Annotated in this window: 36 protein-coding genes and 3 tRNA genes; all 39 read right to left on the bottom strand. The window is 38.7% G+C overall.

Going from position 1 to position 20,765, the window contains the following annotated elements:
* Positions 1–50: 50 nt before the first annotated feature.
* The gene (locus DWZ38_RS03420) at positions 51–479 is read right to left on the bottom strand and encodes a hypothetical protein (protein ID WP_117850020.1); all 429 of its coding nucleotides are present in this window, start codon (positions 477–479) and stop codon (positions 51–53) included.
* A 25-nt stretch (positions 480–504) separates the two neighbouring features.
* Complete coding sequence (locus DWZ38_RS03415) at positions 505–1,035, bottom strand: hypothetical protein (RefSeq protein WP_117850017.1); 531 nt, start codon at positions 1,033–1,035, stop codon at positions 505–507.
* A gap of 75 nt (positions 1,036–1,110) precedes the next feature.
* Complete coding sequence (locus tag DWZ38_RS03410) at positions 1,111–1,323, bottom strand: holin (protein WP_117850015.1); 213 nt, start codon at positions 1,321–1,323, stop codon at positions 1,111–1,113.
* A 52-nt stretch (positions 1,324–1,375) separates the two neighbouring features.
* Positions 1,376–1,780 (bottom strand): hypothetical protein, encoded by a 405-nt coding sequence (locus tag DWZ38_RS03405; RefSeq protein ID WP_117850012.1) that lies wholly within the window; start codon positions 1,778–1,780, stop codon positions 1,376–1,378.
* Between the two features lie 126 nt (positions 1,781–1,906).
* Entirely contained in the window at positions 1,907–2,422 is a 516-nt protein-coding gene (locus tag DWZ38_RS03400) for a hypothetical protein (protein WP_117850010.1), read from the bottom strand.
* Positions 2,415–2,807 carry a hypothetical protein gene (locus DWZ38_RS03395; RefSeq protein ID WP_117850008.1) on the bottom strand — a complete coding sequence of 131 codons (393 nt, stop codon included), beginning with the start codon at positions 2,805–2,807 and terminating at the stop codon, positions 2,415–2,417. Before DWZ38_RS03395 ends, DWZ38_RS03400 begins: the two co-directional genes overlap by 8 nt.
* Positions 2,804–3,190: a hypothetical protein gene (locus tag DWZ38_RS03390; protein WP_117850005.1), complete on the bottom strand. Its 387-nt coding sequence runs from the start codon at positions 3,188–3,190 to the stop codon at positions 2,804–2,806. The genes DWZ38_RS03395 and DWZ38_RS03390 overlap by 4 nt, the downstream gene beginning before the upstream one ends.
* Before the next feature lie 77 nt (positions 3,191–3,267).
* Positions 3,268–3,894 (bottom strand): hypothetical protein, encoded by a 627-nt coding sequence (locus DWZ38_RS03385; RefSeq protein WP_117850003.1) that lies wholly within the window; start codon positions 3,892–3,894, stop codon positions 3,268–3,270.
* Entirely contained in the window at positions 3,894–4,319 is a 426-nt protein-coding gene (locus DWZ38_RS03380; protein WP_117850000.1) for a hypothetical protein, read from the bottom strand. The genes DWZ38_RS03385 and DWZ38_RS03380 overlap by 1 nt, the downstream gene beginning before the upstream one ends.
* A gap of 78 nt (positions 4,320–4,397) precedes the next feature.
* Complete coding sequence (locus tag DWZ38_RS03375; protein ID WP_243000135.1) at positions 4,398–5,207, bottom strand: hypothetical protein; 810 nt, start codon at positions 5,205–5,207, stop codon at positions 4,398–4,400.
* Positions 5,208–5,303: 96 nt separating this feature from the next.
* A complete protein-coding gene (locus DWZ38_RS03370) occupies positions 5,304–5,549 on the bottom strand; it encodes a hypothetical protein (protein ID WP_117849998.1) in 246 nt (81 codons plus the stop codon).
* Positions 5,546–6,034, bottom strand: coding sequence for a hypothetical protein (locus DWZ38_RS03365; RefSeq protein ID WP_117849996.1), 489 nt, complete (start codon positions 6,032–6,034; stop codon positions 5,546–5,548). The genes DWZ38_RS03370 and DWZ38_RS03365 overlap by 4 nt, the downstream gene beginning before the upstream one ends.
* A 93-nt stretch (positions 6,035–6,127) precedes the next feature.
* The gene (locus DWZ38_RS03360) at positions 6,128–6,364 is read right to left on the bottom strand and encodes a sigma factor-like helix-turn-helix DNA-binding protein (protein WP_117849993.1); all 237 of its coding nucleotides are present in this window, start codon (positions 6,362–6,364) and stop codon (positions 6,128–6,130) included.
* 32 nt (positions 6,365–6,396) lie between these two features.
* A complete protein-coding gene (locus DWZ38_RS03355; RefSeq protein ID WP_117849991.1) occupies positions 6,397–6,708 on the bottom strand; it encodes a hypothetical protein in 312 nt (103 codons plus the stop codon).
* A 107-nt stretch (positions 6,709–6,815) separates the two neighbouring features.
* Positions 6,816–7,136, bottom strand: a complete 321-nt coding sequence (locus DWZ38_RS03350) for a hypothetical protein (RefSeq protein ID WP_117849989.1) — start codon at positions 7,134–7,136, stop codon at positions 6,816–6,818.
* Positions 7,137–7,344: 208 nt separating this feature from the next.
* Positions 7,345–8,382 carry a major capsid protein gene (locus tag DWZ38_RS03345; protein WP_117849987.1) on the bottom strand — a complete coding sequence of 346 codons (1,038 nt, stop codon included), beginning with the start codon at positions 8,380–8,382 and terminating at the stop codon, positions 7,345–7,347.
* 15 nt (positions 8,383–8,397) lie between these two features.
* The gene (locus DWZ38_RS03340) at positions 8,398–8,742 is read right to left on the bottom strand and encodes a hypothetical protein (protein ID WP_117849984.1); all 345 of its coding nucleotides are present in this window, start codon (positions 8,740–8,742) and stop codon (positions 8,398–8,400) included.
* Between the two features lie 18 nt (positions 8,743–8,760).
* A complete protein-coding gene (locus tag DWZ38_RS03335; protein ID WP_117849982.1) occupies positions 8,761–9,408 on the bottom strand; it encodes a hypothetical protein in 648 nt (215 codons plus the stop codon).
* A 165-nt stretch (positions 9,409–9,573) separates the two neighbouring features.
* Positions 9,574–11,046, bottom strand: coding sequence for a phage portal protein (locus DWZ38_RS03330; protein WP_243000134.1), 1,473 nt, complete (start codon positions 11,044–11,046; stop codon positions 9,574–9,576).
* A 118-nt stretch (positions 11,047–11,164) separates the two neighbouring features.
* On the bottom strand, positions 11,165–11,587 hold the full coding sequence (locus tag DWZ38_RS03325) for a DUF1492 domain-containing protein (protein WP_117849977.1): 423 nt from the start codon (positions 11,585–11,587) through the stop codon (positions 11,165–11,167).
* A gap of 3 nt (positions 11,588–11,590) precedes the next feature.
* Positions 11,591–13,285, bottom strand: coding sequence for a hypothetical protein (locus DWZ38_RS03320; protein ID WP_243000133.1), 1,695 nt, complete (start codon positions 13,283–13,285; stop codon positions 11,591–11,593).
* Positions 13,286–13,360: 75 nt separating this feature from the next.
* Entirely contained in the window at positions 13,361–14,314 is a 954-nt protein-coding gene (locus tag DWZ38_RS03315; RefSeq protein ID WP_117849974.1) for a prohibitin family protein, read from the bottom strand.
* The gene (locus DWZ38_RS22080) at positions 14,311–14,475 is read right to left on the bottom strand and encodes a hypothetical protein (RefSeq protein ID WP_178105263.1); all 165 of its coding nucleotides are present in this window, start codon (positions 14,473–14,475) and stop codon (positions 14,311–14,313) included. Before DWZ38_RS22080 ends, DWZ38_RS03315 begins: the two co-directional genes overlap by 4 nt.
* Positions 14,472–14,738 carry a DUF5565 family protein gene (locus DWZ38_RS22445; protein ID WP_117849971.1) on the bottom strand — a complete coding sequence of 89 codons (267 nt, stop codon included), beginning with the start codon at positions 14,736–14,738 and terminating at the stop codon, positions 14,472–14,474. Before DWZ38_RS22445 ends, DWZ38_RS22080 begins: the two co-directional genes overlap by 4 nt.
* Before the next feature lie 320 nt (positions 14,739–15,058).
* The gene (locus DWZ38_RS03305) at positions 15,059–15,613 is read right to left on the bottom strand and encodes a hypothetical protein (protein WP_117849968.1); all 555 of its coding nucleotides are present in this window, start codon (positions 15,611–15,613) and stop codon (positions 15,059–15,061) included.
* Positions 15,610–15,843, bottom strand: a complete 234-nt coding sequence (locus DWZ38_RS03300; RefSeq protein WP_117849966.1) for a hypothetical protein — start codon at positions 15,841–15,843, stop codon at positions 15,610–15,612. Before DWZ38_RS03300 ends, DWZ38_RS03305 begins: the two co-directional genes overlap by 4 nt.
* Complete coding sequence (locus DWZ38_RS03295; RefSeq protein WP_117849963.1) at positions 15,833–16,030, bottom strand: hypothetical protein; 198 nt, start codon at positions 16,028–16,030, stop codon at positions 15,833–15,835. Before DWZ38_RS03295 ends, DWZ38_RS03300 begins: the two co-directional genes overlap by 11 nt.
* Positions 16,031–16,305: 275 nt before the next feature.
* Complete coding sequence (locus tag DWZ38_RS03290) at positions 16,306–16,617, bottom strand: hypothetical protein (RefSeq protein WP_117849960.1); 312 nt, start codon at positions 16,615–16,617, stop codon at positions 16,306–16,308.
* Positions 16,618–16,627: 10 nt separating this feature from the next.
* Positions 16,628–16,867 (bottom strand): hypothetical protein, encoded by a 240-nt coding sequence (locus tag DWZ38_RS03285; RefSeq protein ID WP_117849958.1) that lies wholly within the window; start codon positions 16,865–16,867, stop codon positions 16,628–16,630.
* 349 nt (positions 16,868–17,216) lie between these two features.
* Positions 17,217–17,300, bottom strand: a tRNA-Tyr gene (locus DWZ38_RS03280).
* Positions 17,301–17,590: 290 nt separating this feature from the next.
* Positions 17,591–17,663 (bottom strand) — tRNA-Ile (locus DWZ38_RS03275).
* Between the two features lie 213 nt (positions 17,664–17,876).
* A tRNA-Gln gene (locus DWZ38_RS03270) sits at positions 17,877–17,948 on the bottom strand.
* 220 nt (positions 17,949–18,168) lie between these two features.
* Positions 18,169–18,339 carry a hypothetical protein gene (locus DWZ38_RS22075; protein ID WP_178105262.1) on the bottom strand — a complete coding sequence of 57 codons (171 nt, stop codon included), beginning with the start codon at positions 18,337–18,339 and terminating at the stop codon, positions 18,169–18,171.
* A complete protein-coding gene (locus tag DWZ38_RS03265; RefSeq protein WP_117849955.1) occupies positions 18,326–18,724 on the bottom strand; it encodes a hypothetical protein in 399 nt (132 codons plus the stop codon). Before DWZ38_RS03265 ends, DWZ38_RS22075 begins: the two co-directional genes overlap by 14 nt.
* Positions 18,687–19,052: a hypothetical protein gene (locus DWZ38_RS03260; protein ID WP_117849953.1), complete on the bottom strand. Its 366-nt coding sequence runs from the start codon at positions 19,050–19,052 to the stop codon at positions 18,687–18,689. Before DWZ38_RS03260 ends, DWZ38_RS03265 begins: the two co-directional genes overlap by 38 nt.
* Positions 19,049–19,450, bottom strand: a complete 402-nt coding sequence (locus DWZ38_RS03255) for a hypothetical protein (protein WP_147342966.1) — start codon at positions 19,448–19,450, stop codon at positions 19,049–19,051. The genes DWZ38_RS03260 and DWZ38_RS03255 overlap by 4 nt, the downstream gene beginning before the upstream one ends.
* A 23-nt stretch (positions 19,451–19,473) precedes the next feature.
* Positions 19,474–19,599, bottom strand: a complete 126-nt coding sequence (locus DWZ38_RS23070) for a hypothetical protein (protein WP_278308847.1) — start codon at positions 19,597–19,599, stop codon at positions 19,474–19,476.
* A gap of 11 nt (positions 19,600–19,610) precedes the next feature.
* Positions 19,611–20,078, bottom strand: coding sequence for a hypothetical protein (locus DWZ38_RS03250; RefSeq protein ID WP_117849948.1), 468 nt, complete (start codon positions 20,076–20,078; stop codon positions 19,611–19,613).
* A complete protein-coding gene (locus tag DWZ38_RS03245) occupies positions 20,071–20,661 on the bottom strand; it encodes a recombinase family protein (RefSeq protein WP_117849946.1) in 591 nt (196 codons plus the stop codon). The genes DWZ38_RS03250 and DWZ38_RS03245 overlap by 8 nt, the downstream gene beginning before the upstream one ends.
* Between the last annotated feature and the right edge of the window lie 104 nt (positions 20,662–20,765).

Genomic DNA, 20,765 nt, shown 5'->3' with positions numbered 1-20,765 from the left:
AATAGAGAGGTATAAAGGAAGAATCTCTTGGTAAACAGTTTCTCGAAAAGTTAATTTTTCTTTTTGTGATCCTGCGGAAGCTTCGTTGCATTCTTCTCCACTGACTGTGCTTCTGCTACTGCATTCAGCAGACCGGATAAAAAACCATTTTTCTCCAATTCTTTGTCGAGAAGTTGGTATAAATCAAATCCGCTTTTTGGATTTTCCTCAGTTCCTTCATCTTCGTAATCATCCAAAAGGTCACAGACTTTATCAAGAGCAGCTTCTTTTTCAGAATCACTTTCATACCCAAACTCTTCCTTGTGCTTCTTTTGAAGTCCGGCAAGAAGCAGTTCCGGGAGAAGAGAAATCATCTTCTGAAGACTTCTCTCTTTTCCATCTGTAATCCCCTGTACCTTGTCTAGCACATCTGTTTTTGTAAGAAGTCCGTATCCAAATACAACCTTATATTCTTTTCCATGTACATTGAAAGTTACCATTTTATAATCCTCCCGATATATTTTATTAGTTAAGTGCCATTGCGCCTGTGGAATCTGCTACTGCTTTTGCGGTGTCTAAAGCCTGTGCAAGCTCTTCGGAAACAACTTTTGTATCAAGGCCTTTATACTCTTGAATAATGAGGGACAGCGGAATTGTTGCTGCTTCATTCTGCCCAATGTCAGACAGTGGAATATTTTTTCCAGGGTCTGCGATAACAAAGAATGCATCTTCGAGGTCTGGAAATACAACTTCAAACCAAACTCTAAATCCTTTTGTCTTTCCTGTTGCCGTATCAGTCATAAGCTTCTTTAATGCTGTGATAACATCAGCGTTAAGATTGAAGGTTACATCCCAAGTACCACCAGTATCCTGTCTACCAGATGCGTACTGTGTAATGAAGTCTTCGAGTGCGGATACGTCAATCTGTTCTGTATCAAGAGAAATTCCACCAATAGAACTACATCTTTTTAACCAGGTGAATGCAGTTGGCTTCGTTCCTTTGACGGTTTCAACACCGTAATGAAAAGTTACGCCAAGTGTTGTTAAATCTGCCATTATAATAGGCTCCTTTCTTTAATTTAAGCTTTATGCACGTAACCCTGTGCCGGGAGATAGCGGATCACCGCCTTCCTACTCTTCTTTGTCTGTTTTCAGTTCTGGTAATCCTGCTACAGATGTAAGCAGTGATAAAAAGCCGGAAAGTAAAGACGCGGATAAAACCATTTTCCAGTCAACACTGCCAATTACAGTTGCGGTTCCGATGGTTGCTATTGCTGTTTGTGCGACTGTTTTTACAGCTCTAATTCCTGCTGCTTTCAGCCAAAGTAATTTGTCTGCTTTCATTTGGCGTTCTCCTTTCATATTTTTGGGTAAAAAAATAGAAGCATTTCTGCTCCTAATCTAATAAGGTTCCTGTATATATTCGGCTGTATCGGCTTACAAGCTTTTTGATTCCACTGTCACCAAAAAACATAGGCTCCGGTCCATATGTACGACGGAATCCCATGCTCACCATAGCTTTGTGACTTATTTTGTCCAATTCATACACTCTGGTTAATGCTTTGCTACCAGATGTGAAGCAATTTACTTGAAATGATGGCATTGTTGCACATTCATCCCCTTCAAGGTCACCTCTTGTAATTGGATTACCAAGCATATAAAGCTGTGCATATGCTTTTTTGTCAGAAGCATTTGTTTCACTCCCATCCATGGAATAATTGTCTGCGCCAGTAATCTTAGAAACAGCCGCTCCCCATTTTGAAAAAACTTCCAGTACAGGGGATTCTATTGTGTCCGGCATATCTGTCACCTCACAATAAAAAATGCGCCCACCTTCATAGTGAACGCATTGCATATCTTGCTACAATTTAACACTGTAATCATAACATAATTGGTTGGTATCATTCAGTATATTTTGGTATCATATTTAAGAAGAAAACACCTCTTTAGCAATTTTGCGGATATTCTGAATGATTTCTACGCTTGCCTTATACATTGGCATTGTGGCTTCTGTACCGTAAGAGCGAACCCATTCACCGGAATCAGAAATATATACCCAGGAATCGTTTTTTCCTTTTCCTTGTCCGTAAGAACCGATTGTATAACCAAATTCTTCTCCTTTTGTATGCGGACTAGAACCGGCTGCACCATTGTAGTGAATACCTGCACCGAATTCAATGAACAAAATGCTTTTGCCTTCGCATATTAAGTGGGCTTCTGCATAATTACCAAAACTGTTAATTTTGATGTAAGTATTGTGGTTTTTATCAGAATCGCCTCGTGCTGCCAAAATATTTTGGTCAATAACTGGAATCCCTAATTCACATAATCTTTTTATGAAGATTTCATTTTTGCTCTTTAAAGATTTTTGATAATTTTTTATTTCATCAATAGCTTTTTGGATTGATTTCTGTGATAAGGTACACTTTATTGTCTTACCCATCTTCGTTTCCCTTCTTAGAAATTCCGTATCTGGCAATATTGCCTTTTTGTGTGTCTAAAATCTTCTTTAGTGTGTAGTCTGGCAATACTGTGGGCTCTCCATTTTCATCCAAAATAAGGTTTCCATCCTCGCTTATTTGTGGGATTCTGTCTATCCAAAATATATCTGCTTCCTGTGGATGGAAATTTCGATTAAAGCTTGTAATGTATCTGTCATAATCTGGCACTATTCCGGCTGCAATTTCTTCTGGTGTTCCGGCTGTAGATGATACAGAAAAAGAGTATAGAACTGGTTTCTCATAAACTTTAATACGGTCTAATCCTTGTGTTTTCTCGGATATTCGTGACCAATATACTTTTTGCTTTTGACGGACTAATCCTCTCATGCAGTCATCCTTTCCATTCCAACAGGGGAAACGTATGTAAATTGGTTTCCTAAAATATCTCTTGTTGTTCTAATAACAAACTGTCCGTAGTCTGCTAGAATATTGCAACACCATTCCTCTGCATCCACCCAGTATCGTTTCTTAACCATACGATGAAGCTCTGGTAGTAAACCATAGCTGAACATTACACAATGTCCTAACTCATGGATGAATACACGGTTCAAAAGTTCTCCTTGTAGGTTGTTTGCAATAGAAATTGTCATTGTGGAGTAATCAGATACAGCAAGTGTCCTCTGCCCTGTACGGTCAATCAAAACATTATCATTTGGAGAAACAAAGTGCACTCTCCATAAGTCCCCATTCATATAGAATTGTTTCAGCATGGTTTCTCACCATCCTTTCTACGAAAAAAAGCCCCTGCCGCATTAATTTGCGACAAGGACTTAATTCATTTATTGCTCTAGTTCATCTGCTGTACGAAACGTGTCAGATCAGCTTTCATTGACTGTCTGAGCGTTGCATCTGCATCAGACCACATCTCAGTAAGATTACGGATAATGTCAGATGTGTACTCCTTCATGGAATCATCCATTTTTCTTTTGGATTCCGTGTCTTTGGAATCATGATAATGCCTACGATTCTCATCGTATCTATCATAGGATTCGCCATATCTGGATTTCTTCCGATTCATGTCATCCATTTCCATATCACTACGGTCTGGATGATATCCCATGCGGTACATATTACGTTCAAACTCTGGATTATTTAAATACTCGTCCATCCAGTCATCATCCTGCATATACAGATACGGTCTATAGCCTTTTCTGGTTCCCCTACCTTTTGGAGCGAAACGCCCATTTGAATAGCGGTAACGGTCATATCCCATGCGTCCAAGATACTTTTCTTCCTGTTCGCATTCATCCATAGCTTCTACGATTCTGTAATCCTTATCAGCGCAAATTGCACATTTTACTGCTTCCATGCAGTCTTTCAAATCGTCCCAATCTTGAGCACTGAGATTATCAAAGCCATGTGTCTTGGCTTTTTCCATAGCCCATTTTCCCATTTCCATTGCAACTTTATGCATTACAGTGCCCCCTTTCTAACAGCCTGCGTAACAGGTGTATCTGCTGTTGGGGCTGTACCATTGATTGCCGTCAAATTGTTACTCGGACTACAAGCCGGATTTCCTAACATCTTGAATACTCCGCCAGTTGCACTTGTAGCTACTCTGGTTGCGTACTTCGTTCTGGTTCTTATTCCACAAGCCGTAATCTGTGCACAGCAACGATTTTCTAGCGGATACAAAGTTGTTCCTGTTCCTATCTGAATCATTACCGGAGCAGTAATTGTAGTGGCTTCTGGTATACTTTGTGCAACAACAATACAATATTTCTCTCCATTGTTGTAACTGCCTGCTGGGAGTGTGATTACAAGATTACCTCCTGTAAACGCAACAGCTTGGCTTATTACAAGACGGTTGCAGAGCTTACAAACATTTTTACAACTCATATTTCTACCTCTCAATCAAAATAAGAGGTGAGCCGTAACCCACCTCTTAGAATTAGTCAACCTCTAAGGGCGAGTTACTTAGCAACAACCGTTACCATATGTATTACATCCTGCGTATGCATATGGAGCTGGAACCTGGAATGCAGGAATCGGAGCCGGGTTGATTGCATTGATTAATCTCTGAGCCTGTGCGTACATCTCTGTTGTAAGCAATGCAGACTGGCGATCCTGGGATGCAGCACGTTTCAGATCAGAGTTCTCTGCCTGTAATGTTGCAATCTTATCGTTAGTCAGGAAGTCAAGGATTGCTCTTGTGTTGCTGTTCTGGTTTTCCAGAAGATCTCTTGTGTTGTTGTTCATTGTGTTCTGGAGAGCACAAGTGTTAGTGGCAAGGTTATAATTGATGCCCTGGATTGCTTCTCTTGTTTCGCAGCAACAATTTGCTAACTGAGACTGTAATGCGTTGGTATTCTGCATACCGGCTACAGTATCAGCATTGATTGCCTGCTGAACGCTGTTGAAGCCTTGAAGCATTCCGACATTCATACCATTAAAGCCACTCTGCATGGTATTGTTAAGAGAATATGTGCTGTCACAGATACCCTGCTGAATACCTCTGATACCGTTCTGAATATCATTAAGGGCGAATTCCTCATTAATATCTGAACGGGTAGCCCATCCTTGGAAACCGGCACCGTTCGCACCGTTTCCACCGTTACCACCAAAGCCGCCGCCCCATCCGCCAAAACCTCCCCAGCCGAAGATTGCGAAGATTAGGACGAGCCAGATAAGTGAAAAGCCATCACCGCCCCACATATCATTGGCACGGTTATTAGAGCCTGTAGCAGCTGCAATGTCGCTAAGGCTGTAATTTGAACCATTCATCATGTTTTTAGTCTCCTTAAATTTTATTTACAATAGGAGACATCCGCGGCTGTCGTCCCAAATTGTAGCGATTCTTAATCACCCAATTATGGGGAAGTGTTATAATCCAAGGAATTTCTGTATAATTCCATCTGGTGATAAGTGTTTTTCATTAAATACATTTTGCTGTATTTGATGCAACTGGTCTGTATCACCTTTTTTGTATAAATCCAACGCATTTTTTAATGTTGGATTATTCCCTGCAAATTTACTCATATCGTTTATCATGTTATCAACACTTCCGAACCTCTGAGTAATCATTTTCTCAAATTGCTTTTTCATCATGGCGTTTTGACTAAAATTCATCTCTGTTTACCTCCATTCTGCTTGAGTTCCGGTGTTCCCGACATTTGTGTCGGAAACATACTCTTTATTTCGGAAATCTCAGAACAAACATCGTTCCGAAGCTGATTAAACATAGCTTCTATGTCAATTGTTTTTTCTTCTGCCTTTGGTTGCTGTTGTTCTTCCGGATTTATAAGTCGATAAACAAAAATTCTACTTCTTCCATCTGCCTGTAATTGTTTTCTATATATTTCTGTTCCATCTGTTTTTGGATAATAAACAGGATTACCGGACATATCTACATCTTTTGCCTTTACAGTATCAATGCCATCAACCATCTGTCCTTGCAACATGGGGATTTGTGGCGCTTGTGGCATTGGTTGTTGAATTTGTGCCTGTCCGTATGGCATTGCCTGCTGATAACTATTCTGCAATTGTGCTAATCTATCTTGATACGGTTGTATTTGTTGAAATGGTTGTGCAAAATACGGATTACCATACTGCATATCTCAAACCTCCCTTGTTTTTATAACTATATTTTACAATAATAAGAGGTTGATTAACACGCCATGATAACGCCATAAATACGCCATTTTCTATTAATACAAAGAAAAGCCCCGACAATACATCGGGGCAACTTTCATAATTTTCTTCTTTAATTTTCTGTTTATGCGGTCTACGGTTCTTGTGCTGTACCCCATGATTTCTGAAGCTTCTGCAAGCGTTTTTTCTTCATAGACACGCAATCGGAATAACTCCTTTTCTCTGGAATCAAATCCAGCTTCACGCAAATAGAAGATTCTTTCATCTTCTGAAAAGTCTTTATAATCATCCATTCCACTGTCCTCCCTGTTAGTGGAATCAATATTTACACCGGGAAAATGCCTTTTAGGGCAAAGCCTAAAACAATACCAATTATGCCAGTTATGACATAAGCAATTATTTTGTCCTGTAACTTTCCTGGCTTTTCCATGAGTGATTTTAAATTGTCGTTCATTTCGTCAACTGTATCCTTAATGTGTCCCAGGTCATTGTTGTATAAAGCAATTTTCTGTTCCAAAGCATTGATACGTTCAAAAAAAACTCCATCCCTTTTGGAATGCTTTTCTTTCATCTCATGGACGGCACTTTCCAATTCTTTTAAGCGGTGTTCATTGATACACTCGTGTTCACATCCCATCGCTATTCCTTTCCATCACTCCCATTTTTTAGATATTGCTTCTACCCACCTAATTTGAAGCACCCCTGCGATACGTGGGAGGATTGACGTATCACGCACACACCATCTTAGAATCCGATAAATGGAAAAACACCATGATTTACATATATTTCAGTTTCAGAAGTCCAATTTCTGTTTACAGAAGATTCGGAATGTGATCCTTGAAATTCAGCTCCCTGTTTCACCAGAAAGAAAAGAGCCAAATCAAAAATGCAATCATAGCAGTTTTCCATATCGGAATTTATTTTCTCATCACTGTAAGATGAAGGATAATTCCTTTTCTTCTTAAATGAACGAATAGCCCTCTTTGCTGAAAGAGGAATCATCCTCGCAGTTTCTGCATCATCTTCAAGATAATTTGTCAAGTCCTCTATAAGCTGTTCGTCCATTTAATCACCTACCTTTGCTGAGATAAAATCTCTGATATTATTCCAGCCTTATTAGTTGCTGCTAGGGCATAGCCGTTATCACTTGCAAGTTGTCTTAACTGAGATACAGTCATATTAGACAACTCGTTTTCTGTATACTTGTGTGTTGATGTATCATAAGCACTTACTACAGATGGTGACTGGCTGTTTTCATCGAGACTATGCCCGGTTATTCCCCCGCCTTGGTACCGATTACGATACCGCCGTTAGCTTTCGGTGCGACCGGAACGAACATGCCGGATGCTTTTGTCCATACTGCAACTGGGTCTGGTGTAGCCCACATGGAAAGAGTAACAAAGGAACGATTCTCTTCCTGGATAAACTGTCTGTATTCAAGCTCTTCTGGCGTTACACCCCAAAGACCAGAACCAAAGGAACCATTCGCATTTGCTTCATACAAAGTAAACACATCTTCTTTGAAGTATCTTCCTGTTTTCAGAGTTCCGTCTGCTTTTCTGTAACGATATTTTTCATCACAGCGATCAATTGTAATTCCGTACTCCTGCATGAGAAGGTTCGCAAGCTCCTGTTTTGTCAGAAGACGTTTGTTTGCAGCTCCAAGAACCGCGGTCTGCATTGCAGTATTGTTCCGCATGTAATTAATCATCTTAAGAGAAGTAAGAGCTTTGTTTACCACATATCCGTTATCTTCTGCAATGGCTACCATTTTTGAGATATCGCCCATGATATCTGCGTCTGGCTTAGACCAATCAGTAAGTGTTACTTTTGCATCAGATGTAACGCCGTAATCAATGCTCATATCCACATGATTTTCCTTAATTTTTACAATACCAGTGGAAAGGAACTGGCCTTTCATTACATTCGCCCTTGCTACTACGCCCTCAAAAAGATTGGCTGCATCGTCAAATACAAATTTTTTGAGATTATTGTCATCTGGAACACCATTTTCAATAGCTTGCTGTAATCTCTCAGACTGATTGATTTTTCTCTTGATGAAAAGCTTCTCGGTCAATACCTTTTCAAAGCCAGGTCTGGAACCGATTTCTGCTTCGGTATCAAGTGCGTGAACAAAAGCTACCTCTGGCAGTCGCTGTCCAGCCATAAGTCTGTAATACTCTGCTTTCAGATACTGGGTTTTTGTATCCGGGAAAATGGTACCGAGGATGCCGGGTCTTTTTACATCAAAACTCTGGGAGAAATTAAATCTTTCTTCCTCGCTGATTGCTTCTAATACATTGTATGCCATTGCTTATTATCCTCCTTAAAATACAACTTCGGTTTCTTCTACAAACACAATTCCAAGTGCCTGTAATTCAGTTTTTGCAGTTGTGTCAACAGTTGCGGGAAGTCGGTCTTCTAGGACACGTCCGGCAACAATAACGGAAATTGGACGCTTCTCATCGTCTGTCATATCCACATCTTCAAACACAAGACCTTTTGCGCCGGTTGCGTTTGTTGGGTATACGGAACCTGCCTTAATAATTTTTCTGTCATTAACTGCAACTGCATTTGTCTGATCTGCTGTGTAAGTTTTGAGTACAAGTCCAACCTCAGATTCGAGAATATTTGGAGTGGACTCATACTGCTCTGTTTTCATAAAAGCCATTATTTATATCTCCTTTACTTAAATATTTACAGGGGCGTTATCGTCCGCTGATTTGGTTTCCTGGTTCATTTTTTCTGAGTAAGCTTTTGCAAATTCAGCAGCATCACTTTTCACTGTAGGTTTGCCGCCGCTACCGCCTCCTGGATTAGGAGTATTTTCCAATGCTTCTTTCTCCCAAGCTGCTTTTGCGGTATCAAGTGCTGTTTTATTTGCTTCGGAAACTCCCTTAACAAAAGTTTCGACTTCTTTCATTGCATCTTCTGGTTTCTCATACGGTGCAGATGCGTATGCTTTAATAGCACTCGCGTATGTTTCGGTTGAAAGTCCTGCATTTGCGAACATAGAAGTAATTTCACTGGTAAGGGCTTTTTTGTTGGATTCTGCAAGTGCAGCTTTCAAATCAGCTAACTCCTTATCCACTGCTTCCTTTTCTTTCTTGCGTTCAGCTTCTAGCCGTTCTGCTTCGGTCATGTTCTGCTTTTTCAACTCTTCCAACTCTTTTTCCAGGGAATCTGCTTTTTCAGCTTTTTCCTTCAGAGAAACATTTTTGTCTTTCTCTTTCTTAGTTTCAGCAGAAATAGAATCAAGAAGCTTAGAAACCTGTTCCTCGGAAGGTTCTGCAACTCCCATACCGATAAGTGCCTGTTTTGCCTGTTCTCTTGTCATTGAAATCTCCTTTCTTCCAGTCCAATACGCTTTTTCAACACGGTTCGCTCCGCACATGGTCTGTACCCGATTTACGCTCACGGGCTGTTGCAATTTATTTGATTTTGGGTATTAAAAAAGAAGCCTTAGATTTCTCTAAAACTCCTTAAATAATCGAAATTTGGTTCATTCTTCGTTAGATGGAGAATTTGCCATTGGTTCTGTTTTGGACGGATTTTGAAACTTTCCGTCAAGTAATTGCTGTGCTTTCTGCATTTCCGCTTCCGGGTCTGCCAGTTCCGGGTAAATAGTTCCCAGATACGGTAAACTCATTTCGTAGACTTTCTGCGGATCACTAAATAAACCGCAAGTAATCAGTGCAATAAGCGGATGAATTTTATTTTTAAACAGATAATCAAGTGCCTGTGCTTTTACAAGCATATTGTCTGTTGGGTTTCTGGTTATCTTTACATCAAAATCTCGGGTTGAGATATTAACATCATTTGATGTACCACGAATAATATTCAGAATGATTCTGGCAGATTCCTTTTCAGCTTCCTTCGTGAATGCTTCTACCAATTTTGCATCTCTCTCTGCGAAGTCCCATCCATTACGAAGGTATACGGCATTTCCTGTATCTCCTCCGCTATTGCTTTGGCGGTTTGGCATTGCTTCCACAATCAGCATATTATTGTAGATATCGTCCTTTGCAACCTGGCTCTCTGATTGATTCAGTTCAGCGGTCATCAGTTCAACATCTGACTGACAGCCATTTCCAGTATCTTTAACAGAGATAGCACCAAGTTTTACCATTTTCAAAAACTCGTTTTCATCTATCTCGCAGTTTTTAAACTTCATAAAGGCTTGCACAAACTGTTCCACGCCATTTAATCTATCAGACTGATATTTGTTGATTGCATCAAATAAGGTGATTGCAATTTCAACATCTGAAAGTCTATCGTGATTATTTGGACATTCAACGATAGGAATCCCGCCAAAACCATTGATGCCGTAGTTAGTTACTTTTCCATTCTTGATTTCAAAAAACTGGTTCTTTGAATAACATAAATAATATTGCTGTTCATCTTCATCTTTTAAAATCTGCACGGAAAGCATTGGTTTCCCATTTCTCTGTGAGTATACAATGTAACAATCGCCGGGATATGGAATGAAGATTCTAAACGGTGGTAAATCTCCGTTTTTTGTCCAATCCTCTTCTTTCAGAATAGCCTTATAGGAAGTTCCTGTTGCACTCTGGTATATTGCCCTTTGGATGTTTCTTGCATCTGCATTGGCTTCATCCAAATAGTCATTCAGAAGGTCAACTTGCTCATTTATTTTTTTATCCGCATTTTTCTTTTTGCATACATATTGGATTGGCTCTCCACAAATCTGTCCAGCTTTAAATTTTACAGTTTCAAATGCGTGATTTTCAACCACTCTGTTATTAACTTCTGGGCGGACTATTTTGTTTCGGTATAATATCGGCTGATCGCCTTTCATGTACCGATACAAGTAATCAATCAATGTTCGATTTCTATTATGTATGCCAATTGTGTCTGACACTACTTTTACTACATTTTGTGGAGTGATTCGGTCAACGCCTGTGTAGGCTACTTTTCGCCCGAACTCACCTCGGCATAAATCTACAAAATTCATTGTATTTCTCACGAGCCGAACCATCCTTTCTGCAAAATAAAAAGCACTGGATATTTTAATCCAATGCTCTACTTTATATTTTACACATATTGGCGGTATCATTCAGTATACTTCGGTATCATCTTTCAAAACCTTTTATCTTTTTTATTTCTGCTATGGCTTTTAAATGCTTTTTTTTAATGTGAATCTCTGAATAACCCATCTCATCTGCAATGCGAACCAAAGATTTGTACTCAACATAGTGCTTAAATAATATGTCATATAGTAATGGATCTTCAACCTGTTCTATGGTTCGAACTATTTCTTGTTTTTTTTGTAAAAATTCGGATATCATTTTTGAAATCTCTTCTCGCAGATCAAATATCTTTGCAACCATATCTCCCATCGGATCACGTTTTACAGAAGTTTGTACCTTTTCTCCAACAGGAATTGCAGATACACTTGTGGAAAGAGAACTGAGCTGTTCTTCTTCGATAAGCTTGTTTTTGATTCTGTTATCATAATTTTCAATCTGGCGTAAATATTGAGCTGTAGTCATCATACTCTATCTCCTTCCCCACATAAAATTTTTGGTTGCTTTTACTTCTGCAAATCTTTTGCCGGCAAGCGTTATTGCAAGCTGCGTAACTCCATCGGCAGCGTCATCATGTTCATTATCACCAATATAGACGAATGTAGTTAATTCATCCATAGCCTTTTGATACTGTTTATCTTGATATTTCGGAGCCAAAAATATAAAATTTTGCTTAACATCCCCGGAATATTGATTTATTTTTTCTTTTTTTGCTTGTTTTGAAGGTGCTTTTGTACTTGTCGTGCTGCAAGCGTATTTATGTTCTTTCAAGCGTTCATTTACATAATAGGCATACATATCTCCACCATTATTTGCTTCAAAATTGATAGATTGAATATTATTTCCCATGATTCTTCCAACAACTAATGGCAATGTTCCTTCTTTGGGCGCTGTACTAAAAATCCAGTCATATATATACACATCTCCATTTTCGTATTCTGCACCCACTGGCATTGATAAGCTATCGCCACCACCCCACGCAACATCGCAAGCAGAAACATTTTTAACAAATCCACCTTCTGGTAGAACGCCGTTATAATATCTCAATTCATCAGCTGCAAACACAATTCCTTCACGCAAGAAGGGCTTTTGCTGATATTTAGCTTCCCATTCGTTAGAGTCTAGCCTAGCTTTCATATCAACATAATATTTTGTTGAAAATCCAACGCCATACTCATAATCGAAATTGGATTCACCATCATCGTTCAAAGCTGAAATTTTTCTAAACCGATACATTGGATTATCCCGATTTAGCTTCTCAATTTTTCCAAGAGGGTCATATAAATTCCATCTGGTTCCAACCATAAGTTCTCTTGCACCATCAATCTTACGGTCAACCATCTTGTTCAGATATTCTTGATATGTATTTTCCAATCGGGTAGGGCTTAATGAATGTTGCCTATCTCTTACAAGGTCATCCACGTACAAATACCCATCGGAAGAAATGTCAACGGCACCTGTCCAAGTACCTTCAATACCACGGCAAGTCATTGTTGCAAATCGGTCTGGCTTGTCCAGGTTTATTTCAAAATCATCAGCACTCTGTTTTTGAAGTTTCGATTGCGGGAAAATTTCACTGTAGTTGTATTCCTGTGTATTAATGAGATTAAGAAGTTCTCCGTAAAATCCTTTTGCCAGTTTTCCAGAATGACCGCCCATTGCACTATGACTATTCGGTCTTTTACCCATTATCCAAGACATAAAGAAAATACACATAGTAGATTTTCCAACACGGCTTGGAAGCGATAGACCATAAAACTCTATTTTTCTTTCTTCCAAATCCTGTAAGTCTTGGGCTACCACATGTAGTGTTTTTCTTCGTGGAATATAAAATTTCTTGCTGTCTGGTCTATTTTTTTCCATATAAAGCAAGTAACTTTCAAATAAATGTGGTGCTTCCAGCAATAAATACTGCCAGTAGATATCGTCAAAATTACCACTTCCAGTTAATGCAGCACACTTCTCTGCTATGTTATGTGAGTATTGACTTACTTTCATAGCCATTTTCCGTGCTTCTTGGTTCTTGTCGAAAGGAAGGTCAATATTCATATTTAAGAGCAAATCAAGGCAATCTTTTTGATTTTGATAGATTGTCATGTCGCTACTGATAATCTGATTTAGGACTGTCCGATACCATTCAAGCGAACCTTCTGTAATTTTTCCCATAAAAATAGAGCCAGACCTCCTTTCTTTTTAGGATTTAGTCTGGCTCTCATGTGGCTCTCTTGACTGTTTTATTTATTATTTAGCATTCTCATCAGCTGTCATATCTCTTGTATCTACGATGGTAGAAGTATTACTTCCTTGAATTTTTGGTACTTCACCATTCCATTTATCAATTTTCTGTTTTTCAATCAGTTCGGGAGTAAGAGATTCTGCGATTTTTCTATTTGCTTCTGCTTCAGCTTCTGCTTTAATCTTAATTGCTTCTGCTTTTCCTTCTGCATCAATCTTTGCCTGTTCCGCTTGGATAGATGCTTTCTCCTTTTCCTGTTCGGCAGCAATCAGTGCAACTTCTTTATCTTTATCAGCTTGTACTTTTGCTGTTTTAGCTTCAATGTTAGCAAGTTCAAGCTCCTGTTGAGCGTTCACTTTCTTCTGAATTGCAGCCTGTGTTTCATCATCAGTGGAAATAGAAGTAAAGTTTACTGTATCAATAATAATTCCGTATGGCTCAAACTTCTGCTTAAGATATTCGTCAAGTGCTTCATTCAGTTCCTGGCGTTTATCACCGAAAACATCTGTTACTGGATACTTCGCAGTTACTTCCTGCGTCCATGCTTTCATCTTAGGCTTGATAAAGGTGTTTTTTACGGATTCTCCTGATTGACCTTTGAACTGAGTAAACACATCGGTAACTCTATTTTGATCGAATTTATAAGAAAATTCAAGGTCAACTTGAAGTGATTTGCCATCTGCTGTAGGTGTCTTGAAACTTTCGTCTTTTGGAGAATCGCCCTTATCTTCAGATGTAAGATATGATTGCTCGATTCCTACGGAATACAGAGAAGTTTTTACTGTTGGTGAAATCACATGCCATCCCTGAGTAAGTACATTCTTAGAGATTCCTCCGTTCATTTTGTACTCTACCGCAATGTAACCAGCCGGAACTCTCACACTGCACTTTGCAACACATATAAGTCCTGCAATGATTACAACAGCTAATCCAATTCCACCTAAAAGTCCTTTTTTCATTTATTATCCTCCTCTTTTTGACTTTCGTCTTTATTTAACTCATCAATAGCATTTCTGCCAATGTGGTTCAATAATTTACCTAGTGGTTGAAATAATTTGTAAAGCAGGAACCATACTACTGCCGCTCCACATATCACTAGAAATATAAATACTGGATTCATAAATTCTCCTTTACTGGCCATTCAAAGCCAAAATCTGAACGTTTGATTTTGCATTGTGGGCTTCCGTCCTTCCAGAAAACTAATCCTTCTATCTCGTGTTCGGAAAGATATTTCTTGATTCCATCAAATGTACGCTCGACTTCAACGATATTTCTCCCATGTGGGATAAGGTCATCGTAATTATAGTTATATGGATTTCCATTAAAATGTTTTCCAATAGCTTCATACGTGCCGTCCACCCATGGGCTAAGATTACATTGCATTGAAAAATTATACGCTTTTACAAACCACTTATCAGACGGATCATTCTCATCAATCTTTACCCATCCAGGCCAGTGACCTGTAATGGAATCTGGATCACAGCAAGGGATAAATCCCTCTGGTTGTATTTTACCCTTCTTGCAGTCGTATCGTTTATAAAATTTTCCGTCAATTACTGCACAGCAAGAACCATCATATTTGACCGTTGCAATCCCTTCTCATTCAAGTACCCATTCCATAACTGGATGCACTTTTGGAAGAACCTTTACAACCTTATGGTCTTTGAATTCTCGTTCAAATAATGTTGGTATCTTTTTCATTCTTATTCCTCCCATAAAAATTTGTCTACTCCTCGTCCATTATCAACTACTTTTTTCAAAATAAGTATTCCGCACTTTTTACAATAATACGGATGAAAACGTTGATTAGAGTCACATGGCTTAAATTCATCAAAATCATAATTATAAGGATTAGATATCTCACATTTTTCAAAATCATGGTCGCATTCGGATGTCTTATTTGCATTTTGGCAAGGTGATAGTGGAAGTATTTGGCAATTCAGCGGATTGTCTCTTCCATGCTTTTCCGAGCGTGATATAACTTTATACCATTCAGCAACAGTTCTTTCACCTGCGTCTTTCTGAATGAAAGTGCCTAAAGTGTTTCCAACATAACATTTTATCACAGCATCATCATTTTTTATTTTTATCGAATAATTGCCAAATCTGGGCACGGTGAAATCAGTGATGAATTTTAAAATAGTTTTTTGGATTGGTGGATATGATGTGAGAAGAATTTCTTCAATCTCAATTTGAGCATAAAGTTCCATTCCAAGATCAGTAATTTCAATCGGAACAGGGCTGATTAATTCTTTCATACATTCACCTCGAACTCTTTCTTGCAGTTGCTTCCCTTGCATTTTAATTTAAGATGCTGAATCTTTGTGTTCGGGCTAATCAGAAGTGCTTTCTTTTGGCAAAAAGGACAACAGGCGTATTTCGTTCCATTGATATTCCGTATTAATGCCTGTCCATTCCACTGCTCTGGTGGGTTCATATATTCAGAAAAATCTATTCCTTCGGATTCCAATGCTGATTTAATGCTCATTAAAAATCTCCTTAAATTTCTTCCTATTAAAACCATTGTCTTGGTTTCCCCAATACGGATATTGCTCTAAGCATTTTCTCATATAATCGCATGGATGTGCTTTTGCAAAGTCAACAATTTCTTTGGCAGGTGCCTGTTGTACTTGTGTCTTCCATTCTGGACAACCTTTTGTTTTTTCTTGATCCATTAATTTTCCTCCGTTTCGGAATGCCATGCTTTTTTCGGAAATTATTCTGGTTTATTCGATTTGGGGCAACTAGTGTCCAAAATAGTTCATTACTTAATTTACATTCAAGTTCAATACTTACTGGCTTGCCTATGCTACAAAGTGTGCCGTCCTCATTTCTGTGAAGAATACCGCCTTCGATAACAGTCCCATCCGAAATTGAAATCCCTGCTATTTCTTCAATCACTTCACCATTACATGTAAAGAAATGCTTTAATTCGTCTTTCTCGCCCATATCAGCACATTCCTTTGTTTTTCCTTAAATTAGCGTATCGGTCAACTATAACATCTATTGTTGTATAAAGTTGATTGATTGTGATGCAGTCGGACTGGTGTCGTTCATCATACCATTTAGTAGTGGGTTTGGATTTTTCTTCAATAGGCATTCTGCTAATTAGCTCATCGCACCACATCTTTTTTGTTGCTATATCTAATTTCTCTTTTAAATCAAGAATTTCATGCTGTTTCTTCTCGCATTCTTCAGAAAACCGAACAACCTCATTTTTTAGCTGATCTACAGTCCAATTCTTTAAATCTTCAATTCTCATGGCATTCTCCTCAAATCTTAGTAAATGTTTCCATATCGTAGTTATCACGGATATAATCTACGCACTCTTGCAATTTTTCTCTCAAAAATGCATCCTTTGCAATATCTGGGTAAAGTGCATATAGCAAGCAACTTCCATTTTTCCCATCTTTCTGAAATTTTCTCCAATTGAACATCATTATGAATAGGGGAATTTTCGTAAGATTATCTGTTTTTCTTTTAAACCAGAAATTAGAAATTTTTTTAATCATTTCTCTCTTTCCTCCCTATGCTTCATCTGGCATTCAATCATCTTTGCTATGTTTTCACGTTCCTGTTTTATTCCATGTCCCTGCCGGAATAGCAGGAGGCGGAATTGAACCACCATTTCGGGCCAAGGAATCCCGCGAGTTACCTATACTCTATCCTGCGTCAATGTGACCAACTAGAAGAATCATATATCATTCATGTTAGAATGTGGCTCATTCACTTATTGGCTACCAAAAGAAGACACTTTGTTTTTACAACCGATAATCCTACGCACATTCGGAACTCGGTATACATTCCTGTGATAAGGATTTGTGTTTTCTTGCACCTAACTTTCAGCCACTAATCGGTCAGTGGGAGAAGATGGAGTCGAACCACCCGAGCTACAATAGCAACTGGTTTACAGCCAGCCCCGCTACCCCTACGGTATATTCTCCCAGAACCCGGAAGAACCGGGTTAGCAATAGGTTTATCGTGTTATGCTTTCCACTATCTACAAGTTTTAGTGCTGTAGATTCACTGGATATTTTTATGCGTCTTTGGGCAGCATCTCTTGAAAACTCCTTTTATTAACGTGCGCTGCGTTAATATTTTTAACTCCGAGATATACCAGCCGGGAAATCAGATCCATTTAGGCTACGCCGTATCGCACCTAAATCTACCCAATCCGCACACTCAACTGGAAGTTTTTTCCACCCATATTACGGATGAATGGCATTTAGAAGAAATGGAAGCTCTGGGATTCGAACCCAGGACTTACGGCTTATGAGGCCGTTGCTCTTACCGCTGAACTAAGCTTCCTGAGATACCAGTTGGCAATACTGGTAACCAAACTGGCACTGTTACAGTTCTTAACCACCAACTATAACAAAGGTTTTCTGAAATACTCCTGATACTTCAGATACGCCTTCCGGGATATTTGAAGTCCCTTTAATCAGTCTCAGTTAGACTAGAAGGCTAGAGGTGTTTCTTATGAAAAAAAGAACATTTTTGCAGCATATTAACTACTGCGAACGGGGCTAGTCGGATTCGAACCGACAAATATAGGAACCAAAATCCTATGCCTTAACCATTTGGCGATAGCCCATTACCCCCTGGCGCACCATTAATCCAGGGGTGTGATATATAAAGTCCAGCACTTTCAACCTATAAAGATTGTTATTCGCTACTCTGGGTGCCTCGACTTATCGCTTTCGTAGGCTTTCCCGAGCCTACATGAATTAAGTCGAAGCGGCGCTTTTATGAATTTAACCCTTTCGATTAACTCAATCGGGATAATTCCAATTGGAATTGGTAAATACATTTGTCACCTCGTAATCAAAAAAATATTCAGTACAAACAGGGCTTCCATTAGAAAATAAAACAGAGCTTGCAAGCAATTAATTTTTCTTTCATCAAGCATCACCAGTACACCTGCGGCAACGATTACAAAAAGCATGAGGTTTAATGCAGCTCCAACAACATTAAGTGAATTCATTTTCTTTTTCCTCCCCAATTAAAAAGTCCAGAATTTTTTCTGCAATTTCTTCTTCTGGCTCAAATGGCATTCCGCAGTAATTGTAGGATTCTAAAGCCGATTTTAGGCTTGATTTGAAGCCATTGTAAATTTCTCCATGTTGTAGCAATTCGTGCCTTAAAACTGAAATTGCATCAGTAATTGATTGAGAAGTGACACTAATTTGTGCCAAGCACTCCATTTCAATGTCTGGAACAGCCATCATTCCAAATTCAACCACTGGTATTTCATCTACTGCGGTGTGGAAATTTACTGATCTTACTCTCGGAACTTCATTTCCATCAATGAAATATTTTGTGCCGAGCCAATCATAGGGGGTGGGGTTTGTGATTTTCACTATCGGCATCTTCGCATCCCCTCCTTCGAAATTTACAATACAAAAGAATGTGTTTTGCGATTTCTTCAAGCTCATATATGCTGTATCTTGGAACTACACGTGGCTCACGTTTCAATAATGGGGATAATGGTGAAAATGGCTTTGGCGGCTCATATGTTATAGTCGCGTTAATAATCATGGGAGCTACATCTGTAGGAGATTGCAAAAGATTTTTGCCTTCTGAACCAATCACCTGTTCCCATTTTCCATTCACCATTAAAAAGAACTTCCCGTCTTGCGCCTTAACTGTCCCATCTGGGAAATTTTCTTCGTTGTTGCGAGTATTGTAATCTTTCATCCCTCTTCTACCTCCCCGAAATATTTCTTGTAAAGCTTATGGCTGCAATACCACAGATATTGCATCACAAAAATTTTATCAATACATTCCAGACCATAATACATCACTCTGTACTCGGCGGTTCTGTCTCCGTTTTCATCAACACTATAACCAGCTAATTCAGATTTTGATTTTGCGCCAAACCATCTGCCATTCTTTGTAACAAACAAAGAAAGATTACCGTATTCGCAAACATATGTGGCAGTTTGAGTATCATACAATCTTCCATCAGCTAATATTGCTTTTGCGTGAATTGGCTTCACCAGTTTCCGAATTGCCGGGGATTCCTGTCCGACATTTTCATAATCATGTCTGATTTCAGAAACACCTTTTTTATTTTTTGAGAAAAATTTAAGCATGTCTTTTCCTCCCAAAATATTCATCAACTGCCTGTATTACGATATCCGATACGCTCCTGTCCGTCCGGTTCTTCTCTTCCAGGAGCCTTTTTTTCTGTTTTTTCGGAAAATCGGATGCGGATGGATTCGGATTGTGGGTTTGGTTTCATAAGCATTTACCTCAACTTACAATTTCAATTGGATATCCTAAGTATGCTTCCAGCTCCGAAACAGTCAGTTTGCGTGGTTTCTTTATTTCAACATCAACACGCTGTATGATATTGTCTGTTGTCTTTGCGATTGCCTTTCCGGTATAACTTTCAAGCTCTTCGTTTGCATATACATTCAAATGTTCATATCCATATGCCCGGCACCATCTTGCAGCTGAATCAACAATTTTTCTTAGCTCTTCTTGCTCATCACCAAACAACTCCGAATATCTAACCGCCTTGTTGGGGTCGTTCAAACTTACTCCGCAAGAAGCCACAACATGTTTATATGGACTTCCAATAAAATGAAAATATCTATTCGATTCCATTGCTTTTTGGCCTTTTGGCAAGTTGAACCCTTGAGCTATTGCTTTTTTAAGCAGCTGTTCTGATTCAACGTTATTTTCTGTAACAATACACTTGTTTGTAAAATCAATCATCTTTATCCCCCTCTAAAAGTTTATATAGCGTGCTTCTTGAAACTCCTATAGTCTCAGCAAATTGTGCTTTTGTTATTTCTCCCATTTGCCAACTTCGTTTGGTTTCTTCAAAAAGGTCTTTGTTTATCTCTTTTTTGGAACGACCTTTATATTTGCCCTGGGATTTTGCAATTGCAATACCTTCTTTTTGACGCTGCCGAATATTTTCTCTTTCTCTTTGTGCTACATATGAGAGAAGCTGCAAAACTATGTCTGCAATCAGTGTTCCTGTCAAATCTTTGTTTTGCGTAGTATTAAGCAACGGCATATCCTGTACAATGATATCCGCTTCAATCTCTTTTGTAATTTTTCGCCATTCAGCAATAATCTCTTCGTAGTTTCTTCCAAGTCTATCAATCGAATGGATTATCAGAATGTCACCTTTATGAAGAGAAGCAATCATTTTCTGATACTCTGGACGATTAAAGTCTTTCCCAGATTTTTTATCCATATAAATTTTTTCAACACCATCTGTTTTCATTGCTTCAATTTGTCTCGCTTCGTTCTGATCTGCTGTTGAAACTCTTACATATCCTACTTTCATATATACACGCTCCTGTTTCTTTATAAAACAATTATACACTATAATGTGTGTGTTTTCAATAGCAAATTACACGTTTAAGTGAATTTTAATTGATTTTTATAACA

The organism is Ruminococcus sp. AF31-8BH (assembly GCF_003460605.1).
GTDB lineage: Bacteria > Bacillota > Clostridia > Lachnospirales > Lachnospiraceae > Blautia_A > Blautia_A acetigignens.
This window is presented reverse-complemented; position numbering and strand designations above follow the sequence as displayed.